This window comes from Streptomyces sp. BBFR51, assembly GCF_044591655.1.
Taxonomy (GTDB): Bacteria; Actinomycetota; Actinomycetes; order Streptomycetales; family Streptomycetaceae; genus Streptomyces.
Window position 1 is genome coordinate 6,800,251 of the sequence record NZ_CP172448.1, and the last position, 14,289, is coordinate 6,814,539.

The 14,289-nt window shown below is 73.9% G+C and carries 12 protein-coding genes; 8 read left to right on the forward strand and 4 right to left on the reverse strand.

Translation table 11 applies throughout. The features are described 5' to 3' along the window. The first annotated feature begins 118 nt into the window (after positions 1 to 118). A complete protein-coding gene (locus ACGH7X_RS31075) occupies positions 119 to 1,843 on the forward strand; it encodes a PHP domain-containing protein (protein WP_399891256.1) in 1,725 nt (574 codons plus the stop codon). Continuing rightward, the gene (locus tag ACGH7X_RS31080) at positions 1,840 to 2,364 is read left to right on the forward strand and encodes a hypothetical protein (protein ID WP_399891260.1); all 525 of its coding nucleotides are present in this window, start codon (positions 1,840 to 1,842) and stop codon (positions 2,362 to 2,364) included. Before ACGH7X_RS31075 ends, ACGH7X_RS31080 begins: the two co-directional genes overlap by 4 nt. A gap of 39 nt (positions 2,365 to 2,403) precedes the next feature. Here the strand turns inward: ACGH7X_RS31080 and ACGH7X_RS31085 are convergent, their stop codons facing one another. Next, positions 2,404 to 3,660, reverse strand: coding sequence for an FAD-binding protein (locus ACGH7X_RS31085; RefSeq protein WP_399891263.1), 1,257 nt, complete (start codon positions 3,658 to 3,660; stop codon positions 2,404 to 2,406). A 107-nt stretch (positions 3,661 to 3,767) separates the two neighbouring features. On the opposite strand from ACGH7X_RS31085, the gene ACGH7X_RS31090 reads away from it, so the two are divergent. The 3 genes from ACGH7X_RS31090 to ACGH7X_RS31100 all read left to right on the forward strand — a co-directional run bounded on the left by ACGH7X_RS31090 (position 3,768) and on the right by ACGH7X_RS31100 (position 7,094). Continuing rightward, entirely contained in the window at positions 3,768 to 5,087 is a 1,320-nt protein-coding gene (locus ACGH7X_RS31090; protein WP_399891266.1) for a radical SAM protein, read from the forward strand. A gap of 126 nt (positions 5,088 to 5,213) precedes the next feature. Next, complete coding sequence (locus tag ACGH7X_RS31095; protein WP_399891269.1) at positions 5,214 to 6,734, forward strand: cellulose binding domain-containing protein; 1,521 nt, start codon at positions 5,214 to 5,216, stop codon at positions 6,732 to 6,734. 87 nt (positions 6,735 to 6,821) lie between these two features. Then, positions 6,822 to 7,094: a hypothetical protein gene (locus tag ACGH7X_RS31100; RefSeq protein WP_399891271.1), complete on the forward strand. Its 273-nt coding sequence runs from the start codon at positions 6,822 to 6,824 to the stop codon at positions 7,092 to 7,094. 25 nt (positions 7,095 to 7,119) lie between these two features. Here the strand turns inward: ACGH7X_RS31100 and ACGH7X_RS31105 are convergent, their stop codons facing one another. Continuing rightward, positions 7,120 to 8,076 (reverse strand): DUF1963 domain-containing protein, encoded by a 957-nt coding sequence (locus ACGH7X_RS31105; RefSeq protein ID WP_399891273.1) that lies wholly within the window; start codon positions 8,074 to 8,076, stop codon positions 7,120 to 7,122. A gap of 266 nt (positions 8,077 to 8,342) precedes the next feature. Here ACGH7X_RS31105 and rsgA point away from each other — a divergent pair, with 266 nt between their 5' ends. From rsgA to ACGH7X_RS31120, 3 genes are all read left to right on the forward strand, one after another. Beyond that, positions 8,343 to 9,476: a ribosome small subunit-dependent GTPase A gene (rsgA, locus tag ACGH7X_RS31110; RefSeq protein WP_399891276.1), complete on the forward strand. Its 1,134-nt coding sequence runs from the start codon at positions 8,343 to 8,345 to the stop codon at positions 9,474 to 9,476. An 81-nt stretch (positions 9,477 to 9,557) separates the two neighbouring features. Further along, positions 9,558 to 10,988, forward strand: a complete 1,431-nt coding sequence (locus tag ACGH7X_RS31115) for a DNA-3-methyladenine glycosylase 2 family protein (RefSeq protein ID WP_399891280.1) — start codon at positions 9,558 to 9,560, stop codon at positions 10,986 to 10,988. Then, complete coding sequence (locus tag ACGH7X_RS31120; RefSeq protein WP_399891283.1) at positions 10,985 to 11,524, forward strand: methylated-DNA--[protein]-cysteine S-methyltransferase; 540 nt, start codon at positions 10,985 to 10,987, stop codon at positions 11,522 to 11,524. Before ACGH7X_RS31115 ends, ACGH7X_RS31120 begins: the two co-directional genes overlap by 4 nt. Here ACGH7X_RS31120 and ACGH7X_RS31125 read toward each other — a convergent pair. Both ACGH7X_RS31125 and ACGH7X_RS31130 read right to left on the reverse strand, forming a co-directional pair. Further along, a complete protein-coding gene (locus tag ACGH7X_RS31125; protein WP_399891286.1) occupies positions 11,487 to 11,969 on the reverse strand; it encodes a DUF456 domain-containing protein in 483 nt (160 codons plus the stop codon). The genes ACGH7X_RS31120 and ACGH7X_RS31125 overlap by 38 nt on opposite strands. An 81-nt stretch (positions 11,970 to 12,050) precedes the next feature. Beyond that, on the reverse strand, positions 12,051 to 13,034 hold the full coding sequence (locus ACGH7X_RS31130; RefSeq protein WP_399897447.1) for a winged helix-turn-helix transcriptional regulator: 984 nt from the start codon (positions 13,032 to 13,034) through the stop codon (positions 12,051 to 12,053). Positions 13,035 to 14,289: the final 1,255 nt, after the last annotated feature.

Here is a 14,289-nt window from a genome sequence, read left to right on the forward strand (position 1 = left end):
TTTCATGCTAGGGCAGGCAGAGGGGCAGGCGGGGCTCACCTCAGAGTCGTTCAACGTTCACCTGCTGCCTCGATTCTCCTCACAGCCGCGTACGGCGGCGGTATCCAGGAGGATCTTCATGGGGCACGGACACGGGCACGGCCATCACCACCACGGACACGCACACCCGCACGACCACGACCACGACCACGAGCACGACACCGCGCCGGTCCTGCCCGCCGCCTTCGACACCGACGTCCCCGACGAGGCCCTGAGCCCCGAACAGCAGTCACGACGCGGCCTGCTGCGCCGGGCGGGCCTGCTCGGCGCCGGACTGGCCGCCGGTACCGTCCTCGCCCAGACCGCGACCGCCGCCCCCGCGCAGGCCGCGAGCCAGGGCCGGCAGAAGAAGGGATTCCTCTGGCTGGCCGGCGACCACCACATCCACACCCAGTACAGCAGCGACGGCAAGTACCGCGTCGTCGACCAGGTCCGCCAGGGCGCCCGGCACGGCATGGACTGGCTGGTCATCACCGACCACGGCAGCGTCACCCACTCCAGGATCGGCGTGGAGAAGGTCAACCCGGACATCCGCGAGGCCCGCGACGCCCACGAGGACACCCTCGTCTTCCAGGGCCTGGAGTGGAACATCCCGGCCGCCGAACACGGCACCGTCTTCGTCCACCCCGGCCGCCACGAGGTCTCCGTCCTCAAGCAGTTCGAGACCGACTACGACGGCAGCGTCAAGGGTGCGGGCGACTCCACGCCCGCCAACGAGGCCCTTGCGGTCGCCGGGCTCTCCTTCCTCGCCGACCAGGTCAAGCGGCGCAAGGTCAAGGACGCCCTGATGCTCGCCAACCACCCGGCGCGCAAGGGCATCGACTCCCCGCACGAGATCCGCGCGTGGCGCGACGCCACCTCCCGCGGCCACCAGATCGCCGTCGGCTTCGAGGGCGCCCCGGGCCACCAGGCCGGCGGCCTGCCGAAGCCCCTCGGCCCGGGCGGGGCCCGCGGCATCTACGACGGCAGCCCGAGCGCCAACTCCTTCGCCGGCTACCCGCTCGAGAGTTACCGCACCTGGGGCGGCTTCGACTGGATGACCGCCACCGTCGGCGGCCTGTGGGACAGCCTCATCGCCGAGGGCCGCCCGTGGTGGATCACCGCCAACTCCGACTCCCACCAGGTGTACGCCGACACCGGCGCCCGCGGCGGCGGCGACTTCGACGCCAACGGCCGCTACGACGACCCGGTGTACGCCGGACAGATCGACATCACCCAGAACGACTTCTGGCCCGGCCAGTACAGCCGCACCCACGTCGGCTCCGACGGCTTCTCCTACGCCGCCGTCATGGACGGCATCCGCGCCGGCCGTATCTGGGTCGACCACGGACAGCTCCTCAGCGGCCTCGACGTGCGCGTGTCCGGGGGCGGCCGCTGGGCCACGCTCGGCGGCGCCCTGCACGTCCGCAAGGGCACCCGGGTCACCCTGTCCGTGGACGTCGCCCTCGCCGGCGGTCCCAACTGGGCCGGGTTCACCCCGAAGCTGGCCCGCGTGGACGTCATCCAGGGCGACGTGACCGGCCCCGTCGCCGACAAGGACACCTTCACCGCGCCGACGGCCAGGGTCGTCAAGTCGTACGAGGTGAACAAGGACAGCGGCACCGTCCGGCTCACCTACGACCTCGGCCGGGTCGACCACCCCGTGTACGTCCGCACGCGCGGCACCGACGGCAACCGCTCCGCCGTCGGCACGCTGGGCGCCAAGGTCGACCCGGGGGGCCCCGCCATCGACGTCGTCGGCGACGCCGACCCGTGGCGCGACCTGTGGTTCTACTCCAACCCGGTGTGGATCCTGCCCTCGTGACGCCGCCCGCCGCACCGTACGTCCTCGGTGTCGACACCGACGCGACGACCCTGCGCGAGGCCGACCACCTGCTCCAGGCACTGGCGGCCGAACTCGACCTCCCCGAAGGCGTTCTCGGCTGCACGCACCTGGTGCGGGACGGCCGCCCGCGGGTCGCCCTGTCCCTGGCGGCCCGGGCGGAGCCGGTCCTGCGCACCGCCCGGGACCGGCTCACCGCCCGGGGGTACGACGTCCGCGACGGCGCCCCCGACCAGGTCGGCCGCGCCGTCCTCTACCCGGGCGCGGGCGCCCTCACCGGCACGCTGACCCTCGCCGAGCTGCTCGCCCGCTCCGCGATCGACCGCGTGACCGTCCTGGGCACCCCGGACCCGCCGTCGCCGGACACCCGGATCGTCACCCGGGACCACGTCCGCCCGCAGTGGGAGGACGGCCGGCTCGTCCTGGCCGCCATGCCCGCGGTGGGCGGCACCCTGGTGCCGTTCGAGGACCCCGACCCGACCCCGTGCTGCGCGGACCACTGAACACCGGGACCGGGACCGGGAGCCCGGAGGGGAGTGTGCTCAGCCCGCCAGCACCCCGCGCACGAACGCGTTGGTGAACTTCCCCGCCGGATCCAGGGCCCCGGTCAGCGCCCGGAAGCCGGCCAGCCGGGGGTAGAGCGCGCTCAGCTCGCCCGCCGGGGTGGTGAACACCTTCCCCCAGTGCGGGCGGGCCGCGAACGGGGCCAGGGCCTCCTCCAGCCGCCGCACCACCGGCAGCACCGCCGCCGTGTCCTCGACCCAGGTGAAGTGCGCCGCCACGGTGTCCCGCCCGTGGGCCGGGCTCAGCCACTGCTCGTCGGCGGCGACCGTACGGATCTCGCAGGTCTGCAGCACCGGCGCGAGGGTCTCGCGTATCGCGTCCATCGCCTGCAGCGCGGCCACGGCGTTCTCGCGCGGCATCAGGTACTCCGACTGCAGCTCGGCACCGCTGCTGGGCACGAACTCGGCGCGGAAGTGCGGCAGCCGCTCGTGCCAGGGCCCCGGCACGCCGAACTGCTCCGTGCAGTTCACCGCGGGCATGCCCGGCACCGGATGCATCTTCTCGGCGGCCGGCGCCGCGTAGGGGAATTCGGGCAACGGCTGGTCGGTGCGGCGCTTCAGCCACACCTGCCGGAAGCCCGGCGCCCGCCAGTCGGTGAACAGGCTCACGCTGTACGCCGCCGCCATCACCGTCTCGAACGTCGCCGTGTCCAGTCCGGCGAGCGGCAGCTCGGTGAAGACGTGCTGCTCGACCTCGTACGCCGGCTCCAGATCGAGGGTGAGCGCCGTCACCACGCCCAGCGCGCCGAGCGAGGTCACCGCACCCCCGAAGCGCTCGTCGCCCCGCGCGACGGTCACCGTCGAGCCGTCCGCGGTGACCAGCTCCACCTCGCGCACCACCGACGCCAGCGAGCCGTTGCGCACCCCGGAGCCGTGCGTGCCGGTCGCCACCGAACCGGCGACCGAGATGTGCGGCAGCGACGCCATGTTCGGCAGCGCCAGCCCCCGCGCGTGCACCAGCCGGGCCAGCTCCGCGTACCGGACCCCGCCGCCGACCCGCACCGTACGGGCCGCCGTGTCCACGTCCACCTCGGCCGGCAGGCCGGCCAGCGACAGCAGGACGCCCTCGGCGCCCGGCTCGGCGATCTCGTTGAAGGAGTGCCCGCTGCCCAGCACCCGCACCCGGGCGCTGTCCGCCACCAGGGCCCGCAGCGCGTCCAGGGAGTGCGGCCGGAGCAGTTCCTTGGCCGTGTACGTGATGTTGCCGGCCCAGTTGGTCACGGTGATGTCGCTCATACCGCGGAAACCTACCCGGCGCGCCTGGGAGGGGCCCCGCCCGGGAAGACGTACCGCCGGGGGCATACCGTGAGAAGTCGAACGCCGGACCTGGGAGGAGACACGGGATGGACAGCCGTACCGCGCTGGTCGAGGATCTTATGGAGCGGTTCCCGCACGTGCCGCGTGAGGCCGTCTTCAAGGAGGACCTGCTGCGGGGCGGTGTCGCCTTCGACCCCTCCGCGCTCAGCGACAACGAGGACGGCGAGGTCAAGCCGAAGTCGTACTTCATCTTCTCCTTCGACCACGGCACCCTGCCCGAGCTGGGCGAGGCCGCGCTGCGCCGCCCGCCCGAGGAGATCATTCTCACCGGCGGCCCCTACGACCTGCGCCGCACCGTCGTCTCGGTCCGCGTGAACCCGGCCTCCCCCTACCGGGTCGCCGCCGACGAGCAGGGCCAGCTCGGCCTCTACCTCGACGGCAGGCGCATCTCCGACGTCGGCGTGCCGCCCATGCCCGAGTACTACCGGCACAAGCTCTCCAACGGGAAGTCGGTCATGGAGGTGGCCCCGACCATCCAGTGGGGCTACCTGATCTACCTGACGGCGTTCCGCGTCTGCCAGTACTTCGGCGCCAAGGAGGAGTGCCAGTACTGCGACATCAACCACAACTGGCGCCAGCACAAGGCGGCGGGGCGGCCGTACACGGGCGTCAAGGACGTCGACGAGGTCCTCGAGGCGCTGGAGATCATCGACAAGTACGACACCGCGAAGATCTCCACCGCGTACACGCTCACCGGTGGCGCGATCACGTCGAAGGTCCAGGGTCTTGACGAGGCCGACTTCTACGGGCGGTACGCCAAGGCCATCGAGGAGCACTTCCCCGGCCGCTGGATCGGCAAGGTCGTCGCCCAGGCCCTGCCCAAGCCGGACGTCCAGCGCTTCAAGGACTACGGCGTGCAGATCTACCACCCCAACTTCGAGGTGTGGGACGAGTACCTGTTCAAGATGTACTGCCCCGGCAAGGAGCGCTACGTCGGCCGCGACGAGTGGCACAAGCGCATCCTGGACTCCACCGACGTCTTCGGCGCGCGCAACGTCATCCCCAACTTCGTCGCGGGCGTGGAGATGGCCGAGCCCTTCGGCTTCAAGACGGTCGACGAGGCGATCGCGTCCACCACCGAGGGCCTGCGCTTCTTCATGTCGCACGGCATCACGCCCCGCTTCACCACCTGGTGCCCCGAGCCCACCACCCCGCTCGGCAAGACCAACCCCGACGGCGCGCCGCTGGAGTACCACATCCGGCTGCTCGAGGCCTACCGCGCCACGATGGACGAGTTCGGCCTGTCCTCGCCCCCCGGCTACGGCCTGCCCGGCGCCGGCCGCGCCGTGTTCTCGGTCAGCTCCTTCATGGACAGCCTGCCGGAGGACGCGTCCGTCGAGGTGTGAACACGGCGCTTGTCAGTCGTGGCGAAGACGTGCGAAGCTCTGCGCCTGCCGTGAGGCCCTGCCCCAACTCCATCACCAGTGCGGTGAGTTGGCCTCGCCCGTGGACGCAGTGGATGCAGGAGTCCGATGCCCGACCTGCCGAGCCCGAAGGACGCCGCCGAGGCCGCGCTGCTCGCCGAGAGCTGGGACACGGTGCTCTCCTACGCGGACCTGTGCACCGCCGGGTCCGAGGCGGCCGTCCATCTGGCCACCGAGGCGTTCGCCCACGGCCTGCGCGAGGTCCGCGCCGCCGACGCGGCCGGGGCCCGGAGCGTGGCCCGCCGCCCGTCCCGGCTGCCCCGCATCCCCTTGCTCCTGACCGCCGTACGCACCACGGCGGCGGCCTGGGAGGACACCGGCCAGGGACACGAGCTCGACCCCGACCTGCGGCTGTGGCTCGGCTCCGAGCGGGCCGCGCGCTACGCCGGACCGCCGCCGCGCCGCCCGCTCGCGCTGCGCGGGCTCCGGGACATGCAGGCACCGGACGCCGAACTGCTGTGGCTGGCCGACGTGGAGGCCCTGCCGCTGCCCGTGGTGGCCCGCCGGCTCGGCCTCGACCCGGCCACCGCGTCCGACGAACTCGCCCAGGTGCGCGAACTGTTCCGCGACCGCTGCCGGCGCGGCCACCTCGACGCACCCCCGTCAGCCGCATGCCGCCCGTACGCCCGGCTGCTGGACGCGGTCACCAGGTCGCCCGCCGCCGACACCCCGGACGACCTCGACCACCACCTCGCCACCTGCCCCGACTGCGCCGAGGCCGCCGCCTGTCTGCGCCCGGACGGTGCCGGACTGCCCACGGCCCTCGCCGGCGGCGTGATCGGCTGGGGCGGCCGCGCCTACCTGGAGCGCCGCCGCCGCGCCGCCGAGGTACGGCTCGGAGCGGGCCGCCCGGCACCGGCCGACGACGGCCGCGCCGACGGGACACCCGACGGCGTCCACCGGGCCCGCGTCGTCCGCGGCGGCCTCCTCGCCACGGCCGTCCTGGTGTCCCTGCTCGCGCTCACCGTCTCCCTGATGCCCTTCGGCGGCGCCGCCGAGGACACCGCGGCGCCCACCGACACCGCGGCGCCCACCGACACCGTGGACCGCCGTGCGGCCGCCGTCCCGGATCCCGCGCCGACCGGGGCGGGCACCCCGACGGCACAGTCGCCGACGGCCGGGTCGTCGCCCGCCGCCGACGTCACGACGCCCGCGCCGGACGGGACCCGGCCGCCGGAGGAGGACCCCGACCCGGAACCCCAGGGCACCGCCACGCCCACCGTGCGCACCGAGGACCCGCCTGCTCCGGACCCCGCGCCCGCCGCCTGCCGCGTCCACTACGACCTGGTCAACCAGTGGCCCGACGGCTTCCAGGCCACCGTCACCGTCACCACCGCCGACGCCCTCGACTCCTGGCAGGTCGCCTGGACCTTCCCCGACGGTCAGCGCATCGGCCAGATGTGGGACGCGAGCCACACCCAGAGCGGCTCCCGGGTCACCGCCACCGCCGCCGAGTACAACCGCTCCGTCCCCGCCGACGGCCGCCTCGCCCTCGGCTTCATCGCCTCCTGGCAGGGGAAGAACTCACCGCCCTACGACTTCACCCTGAACGGCCGGGACTGCGCGTAGGCGCTCCCACATGCGTAGGCGCTCCCGAAACCGAGCGGCGCCGACGGGGAGAGTGACCCGCCCGAAACCGCCGAGCAGGACCGTTCGGTGCTGCTCCGGACCATCGGTACCCACCTGCGGGAGGCCCTCGGCTACGCGGTCGCGGTCTGTCTGCGCACCGTCCCGGAGATGGAGGAACTGGTCGCGCTCGGCCCGTTCAAGGGCGTCACCGTCACCGACGGCATGCGCTGCTGCGTGGTGTTCACGATCATCCGGACCACCGCGTACGAGGCCTTCGTGGTCTGGTACCTGATCAGGGGCAGGGCGCCGGCCGCGAAGGGATTCCAGGAACACCACCTCGGGCGCGTCCTGAACGGCTGAGCCGCTCACCGGCGCACCGCCGTGTTCAGGGGTTGGCGTGCATCTGGACGGCCACCCGGTCGAAGCGGCGGGCCGCGAGATCCTGGCGGGTGATGGTCCAGTACAGGATCGACATGGGGAACCCCACCCACTGCGCGAGCAGAACCCAGTTGTCGGGGTCCGAGAGCGGTTCACCGTCGTCCGGGTCCGCGGAGCCGGCCACCGGGTCGCCGTAGTCGTCGAAGTCGGCGGCGTGGCCGCCGAGTTGCCAGCTTCCGCCGCCGTCGGTCTGGTCGGACCAGACCTCCCGCAGGGTTTCCGCGTGGGGGTGCCGGGCGAGCATCTCGTCGTCGGGCGGTGTGGACGGCAGGGACACGCCGGGCACCAGCCGCAGGTCGCCGACGCGGCGCAGCTCCTCGTCCAACTCCTCCGGGGTGTCGTACTCGTAGACCTCGTAGTCGGGCGACGACTCCCGTTCCTCCACCGGGACCCCGGCCGGCACATACACGGCGCCGCCCGCGGGCCAGGATTCCAGGTCGGCGTTGACGAAGAGCAGCAGCGTGCCGTCCGGCGGGAGCGGCAGGTCGCTCACCCCGTCCGGGACGGCGGAGCAGTCGAGCGTCAGGATGAGCTGATGGTCCGCCTTGTACCCCTCGTCCTCCTCGCCCGCCGGCTCCCAGCCGTCGCCGGGGGTGGGGACGTCCGGCGGGAGCATCAGCGGTCCGCCGAGCCTGCCCACCACCGGTCCCTTCCCGTCGGGGGCCGTCCGCAGCGTCGGGCGGGCCAGCCCGAGCCACCGGTTCACGTCCGGCGCCGGAACGCCTCGTTCCAGCGCCTGCGTCCTGAAGCGGTCGAGCCACTGGAGCGTCGCGGCGGGCAGCGCCCGGGTGGCCGGGGACAGCACGCCCTCGCCGAACTCCCAGGTGGGTTCCGGCGGCACGATGCCTCTGACGTCTTGTATCTCGGCTGTCTCGGCTGTCTCGGCTGTCTCGTCCTGTGGCATGCCGGGATCCTATTGATTTCTCGGCCGCTCCAAATCGCTGGTGCATCCCCGAAGGGGGCGGCTAGGGTTGGCCGCGTCGCGGTGGCCGCTCTGCCACCGCCGCTCGCCGTAAGAGATCTGGGAGGTGTTGACCGATGGCTGTCGTTGAGATGGGCGCTGCCCGCATCCGGAAGTTCGTCAAGTCCACCTCTGTGGCCACCGGCTGACCCACCTCTTCCCTCCGCGTACGACACGCGGCGCCGGGGCCGCCCTGTGAAGGGTTTCCCTTGAATCTCTCCTCTCCTTCGTCGTCTCCGTTCTCTTCCTCCTCTTCCTCCTCTTCTTCCGCGCACCCGCTCGCCCTGTACGGCTGGGACGCGGAGTGGGAGTCGGAGTTCGCCCCGTATGCCGAGCAGGGCTGCCTGCCCGGCCGGGTCGTCCGCGTCGACCGCGGGCAGTGCGACGTCGTCACCGCGGACGGCGTGTTGCGGGCCGACACCGCGTTCGTCACCCCCAACGACCCCCTGCGTGTCGTCTGCACCGGCGACTGGGTCGCCGTCGAACCGGGCGGCAACCCGCGCTACGTACGGACGTGTCTGCCGCGCCGTACCGCCTTCGTGCGCTCCACCTCCTCCAAGCGGTCCGAGGGGCAGATCCTCGCGGCCAACGTCGACCACGCGATCGTCGCCGTGTCGCTCGCTGTCGAACTGGACCTCGCCCGGATCGAAAGGTTCCTCGCCCTCGCCTGGGAATCGGGGGCACAGCCCCTGGTCGTCCTCACCAAGGCCGACCTCGTCCCCGACCCGGTGACCCTGTCGTACCTCGTCCAGGACGTGGAGACCGCCGCTCCCGGCGTGCCGGTGCTGTCCGTCAGCGCCGCGCACGGGGAAGGGCTCGACGTGCTGGCCGCCGTCGTCGGCGGCGGTACGGCCGTGCTGCTGGGACAGTCCGGCGCCGGCAAGTCCACCCTCGCCAACGCACTGCTCGGCGAGGACGTCATGGACGTGCGGGCGGCCCGCGACGTCGACGGCAAGGGCCGGCACACCACCACCACCCGCAACCTCCTCGCCATGCCCGGCGGGGGAGTGCTGATCGACACCCCGGGGCTGCGGGGCGTCGGGCTCTGGGACGCGGGCAGCGGGGTGGACCAGGTGTTCGCCGAGATCGCGGAGCTGGCCGAGGGGTGCCGGTTCCACGACTGCGCCCACGAGAGCGAGCCGGGCTGCGCCGTGCTCGCCGCCATCGACAGCGGTGAACTGCCCGAGCGGCGGCTGGAGAGCTACCGCAAGCTCATGCGGGAGAACCAGCGCATCGTCGCCAAGACCGACGCCCGGCTGCGGGCCGAGATCCGCAAGGAGTGGAAGCGCCGGGGCGCCATCGGCAAGGCGGCGATGGAGGCCAAGCGGGGCGGAATGCGGTAACCGTCACCCAACGCGATGTCCGATTTCCGCCAGCCCGGTCCTCCGGCCTGGCGGAGACTGGACAGCGTGAAGGAGGACGTCATGCAGACCGCGGAGCACGAGAGCAAGCGTGAGAGCAGGCACGACGACGGCAGGTACGAGGCCGTACGGAGCCGGGACGCCCGGTTCGACGGCGCGTTCTTCTTCGCCGTCGAGACGACCGGCATCTACTGCCGGCCCAGCTGCCCCGCGGTCACGCCGAAGCGGCACAACGTGCGGTTCTTCGCGACGGCCGCCGCCGCGCAGGGCTCGGGTTTCCGGGCCTGCCGGCGGTGCCGTCCGGACGCCGTGCCGGGCTCCGCGGACTGGAACGTGCGCGCCGACGTCGTCGGCCGGGCCATGCGGCTGATCGGCGACGGCGTCGTCGACCGCGAGGGCGTCGCCGGACTCGCCGGCCGGCTCGGCTACAGCGCCCGCCAGGTGCAGCGGCAGCTCACCGCCGAACTGGGCGCCGGACCCGTGGCCCTCGCCCGCGCCCAGCGCGCGCACACCGCCCGCGTCCTGCTGCAGACCACAGGACTGCCGGTCACCGAGATCGCTTTTGCCTCCGGGTTCGCCAGCGTGCGGCAGTTCAACGACACCATCCGGGCCGTGTACGCGGCCACCCCCAGCGAACTGCGCGCCACGGCCCCGGCCCACGACCGGGCCTCCCGGCGCGCGGCCACCCCGTCGGCCGGCGTCCCGCTGCGGCTCGCCCACCGGGGCCCCTACCAGCCGGGCCCCGTCTTCGACCTGCTCCAGCGGGAGGCGGTCGCCGGGATCGAGGAGGTGAGCGGCGCACCCGGCCGGCGCGTGTACCGGCGCACCCTGCGCCTGCCGTACGGCACCGGGATCGTCGCCGTCCAGGAACGGCCGGGCCGGCCGGGCACGGGCAGCGGCGGCTGGCTCGAGGCCCGCCTCCACCTCACCGACCTGCGCGACCTGACCACCTCCGTACAGCGGCTGCGGCGGCTGTTCGACCTGGACGCCGACCCGTACGCCGTGGACGAGCGGCTCGGCGCCGACCCCCGGCTCGCCCCGCTGGTCGCCGCCCGCCCCGGGCTGCGCTCACCGGGCACCGCCGACCCCGCCGAACTCGCGGTCCGGGCCCTGGTGGGGCCCGGTGAGGCCGAGCGGCTCGTCCAGCGGTACGGCAAGGCGCTCGACGCGCCCTGCGGCACCCTCACCCACCTCTTCCCCGAACCGGCCGTTCTTGCGGAGGCTGAACCGGGCGGCACCGCGGGCGCCCTCGCCGCCGCCCTCGCCGACGGCGCCGTACGGCTGGACCCGGGCGCCGACCGGGACGACGCCGAGCGCGCCCTGCTCGCCGTACCCGGCCTGGACGCCCGTACGGCCGCTGTCCTCCGCACCCGTGCCCTCGGAGACCCCGACGTCGCCCCGCCCGGCCCCGCCGTGCCCGACACCTGGCGCCCCTGGCGCTCGTACGCACTGAACCACCTGCGCGCAGCAGGAGAGTGGGAGCAGGACCGATGACCACCACGACCACCACCACCGACACGTACTGGTACGAGATCGACAGCCCCGTCGGACCGCTGCTCCTGACCGCGGGCCCGGACGGAGCGCTCACCTCCCTGTCCGTGCCCGGGCAGAAGGGCGGCCGGAGCGTCCAGGACGGCTGGCGGCACGACGCCGGGCCCTTCCGGGCGGCCGAGGAGCAGCTCGGCGCCTACTTCGCCGGGGAGCTGACGGAGTTCCGGCTGCCGCTGCGCGCCGAGGGCACCGCCTTCCGCGAGCGCGTGTGGGCCGCCCTGGACGACGTGCCCTACGGGGCGACGACGACGTACGGCGAGATCGCCGCGCGCATCGGCGCCTCGCGGCCCGCGGTACGCGCCGTCGGCGGCGCGATCGGCGCCAACCCGCTGCTGATCCTGCGGCCCTGCCACCGGGTGATCGGCGCCGACGGCTCCCTGACCGGCTACGCGGGCGGTCTGGAGCGCAAGACGCGGCTGCTGTCGCTGGAGGGCGCCCCGCTCAGCCGGCCAGTACCGCTCCCAGCCACGCCCCGGTGATCAGCAGGCAGGCGAAGAGTTCCGTCAGCAGGTCGGCGCCGCCCGTGCGCATCGCCGTCCGCAGCGACGCCATCGCCTCGCCGTGCCGCCCGAGCCGCAGCCGCTCGGCGAGGTAGATGCCGCCCATGAAGCCCGGAACGGCGCCCAGCACGGGGATCAGGACGAAGCCGACGACGGCGCCCGCGCCCCCGTACGCCGTGAGCCGGCGCATGGCCTCGTCCCGGCGTCGCCTCCGCGTCGGCAGCGCCCAGCGCACCGCCCGGGACAGGAGCAGTACGACGGTGGCGCCGACCAGGACGGCCCACGCGACCGGCTGCGGATCCTTCAGCGCCCACCACAGGACCCCGGCCCACACCAGCCACGACCCGGGCACGCCGGGGAGCAGGATGCCGCACAGCCCGAGCAGAATGACCAGGCCGGTCAGCAGGAGGTCCCACGCTCCCATCTGTCCAGGGTGCAGGAGCCGGGCGCGGTCCGCAGAAGTGCGGGGCGGCGGACCGGGCCGGCTCGGCGTCCCGCGGCCCGGTCAGCGGTTCCTGGCCACCCAGTCCCGTTCGTAGGCGTGCCAGCCCAGCTGGAGCCGGGTGGTCACGCCGGTCAGCTCCATCAGGCGCTTTACCCGCCGCTGTACGGTCCGCAGGCCCAGGTCGAGCTGTTTGGCGACGCTCGCGTCGGTCAGCCCGGCCAGCAGCAGGGAGAGGATCTCCAGGTCGGTGCCGTCCGGTCCCTCCGGGCCGTGCTCGCGCACGCCGGACGCGCCGAGCCGCAGCGGCAGCGCCTGCCGCCACACCGCCTCGAACAGGCCCGACAGCAGCTCGAGGAGCCCACTGGAGTGCACGACCAGCGCGGCCGGCTCCGAGGAGCGCGCGGTGAGCGGCACCAGGGCGAGGGAACGGTCGGCGACGACCAGCTTGGTCGGCACCCGGTCCACCACCCGTACCTGCTCGTCGCGGCCCAGCGCGGCGGTCAGCTCGGTGATGCCGGTCGGCTGGTCGAGGACCGAGCGCTCGACCACCACGCGGTAGCGGACGCCGCGCCCGGTGGCCTGCTCCTCCGCGTCGTTCTCCATGCCGGTGACGGCGACCGGATTGTCGGTGACCAGCGCGCAGACCTCCTCGCTCGCCCCCAGCTGGAGCTGGAGGAAGCGCTGGGCGACCGCCGCGGCGCCGGTCACCACCTCCACCAGGTCGTGCACCGCGGGCTCGGCCGCCGCCGCGCGGTACTCCTCCGCCAGCAGAGCGGCCGCCAGCTCCGCCTTCTCCAGCTCGTGCCGCTGCTGGGTCAGCAGCGCGCCCAGCGCGACGCCCGGCGGGGCGGCGACCCAGCGTCCAGGGCGGGCCGAGGACTGGGCGGCGAGCCCGTTCTGCTCCAGCCCGCGCAGCGCCCGCTCGGTGTCCCGCTCGCCGAGCGCCAGCCGCCGCGCCAGATCGGGCACGTCGGCCGCGCCCACCGACACCAGCGCCCGGTACGCCGCCTCGTGCGTGTCCCCAAGACCCAGCACTCCCAGCATCAGGCGTCGCCCCTCCCCAAGAACCATGCTCGTCACCACCTGCGCGAACGGCCGTGGCGGAAAACAGCCACGGCGCAAACCCGCCTGCGGACATCATCGCCGTACCGCCGGTCACTCTGCCAAGGTGGCGTCGCCGAGCGGTTCTCCCGTGGGGGGTGGGACCGCTCGGCCACCCCACCTCGCAATACTGTTCGACGCGTCCCCCGACACGCCGTCCGGCGCACGCCGGTGCGCCGGAATTTCCCGATGCCCCGTTTCCATCGGGCTCCGTCGGTGGACAATCAGGAGCATGAGTCAGCAGGGGGGAAGGCCCACCGGTCCTGAGGACGACTGGTGGGGGCAGCTGTACGACGACTCCACCGACGACACCGGCCCGACGGCCGCACCCGATTCCCTGGACGACCGCTTCGCCTCGGCGTCCGGCACGGTGGGCCGCCGCCCGGACCCCGGCACCGGGGACGCCACGAGCCGGCCGCCGCAGAACCCCTCCGCCGGCCGAAAACCCCCTGCGGCCGAGCCCCACCCCTGGTGGGCCCAGTCAGCACCCCCCGGCGTCCCCGACCCTCGCACCCCGGGCCCACCCCACCCCGACGAGGCATCATCCGACGGCAGCCTTTCGCCGGGCGGCAGCCTCTCGCCTGGCGGCAGCCCCTTGCCTGGCGGCAGCCCCTTGCCTGGCGGCAGCCCCTTGCCTGGCGGCAGCCCCTCGCCCGGCGGCAGCACCTTGTCCGAGGGCGGCCTGCCGCCCGGCAGCGACCCCTTGCCCGAGGGCAACCTCTCGGCTGGCGGCAGCCTCTCGTCCGGCAGCGACTCCCTGTCCGGCGGCAGCCTCTCGCCCGGCGGCAACCCGTGGCCTGGCGGTAGCCCCTTGCCCGGCGGTAACCCTTCGTCCGGTGGCAGCGCCTTGTCCGAGGGCGGCCTGCCGCCCGGCAGCGACCCCTTGCCCGAGGGCAACCTCTCGGCTGGCGGCAGCCTCTCGTCCGGCGGCAGCCTCTCGCCCGGCGGCAACCCCCCGCACCCTCCCGGCCCGCCCCTGCCCCGGGCCCCCTGGGAACCCCCGCCCACGAGCCCCACAGGGCCGGTGAGCTTCCCGTCGGCTGGCAACCGATCCGGCACGGAGCCTCCCGGCGTACAGCACCCCGCGCCCGCGCAGCCCCCTGGCCCGCCGGAAGACGCGCGGCCCGGTCCGGGGCCGTCGGTGGGTGAGGGGGCCGTTGTGCCACCGCGGGGTGAGCGGGCCGGTCCCGTGCGGCCG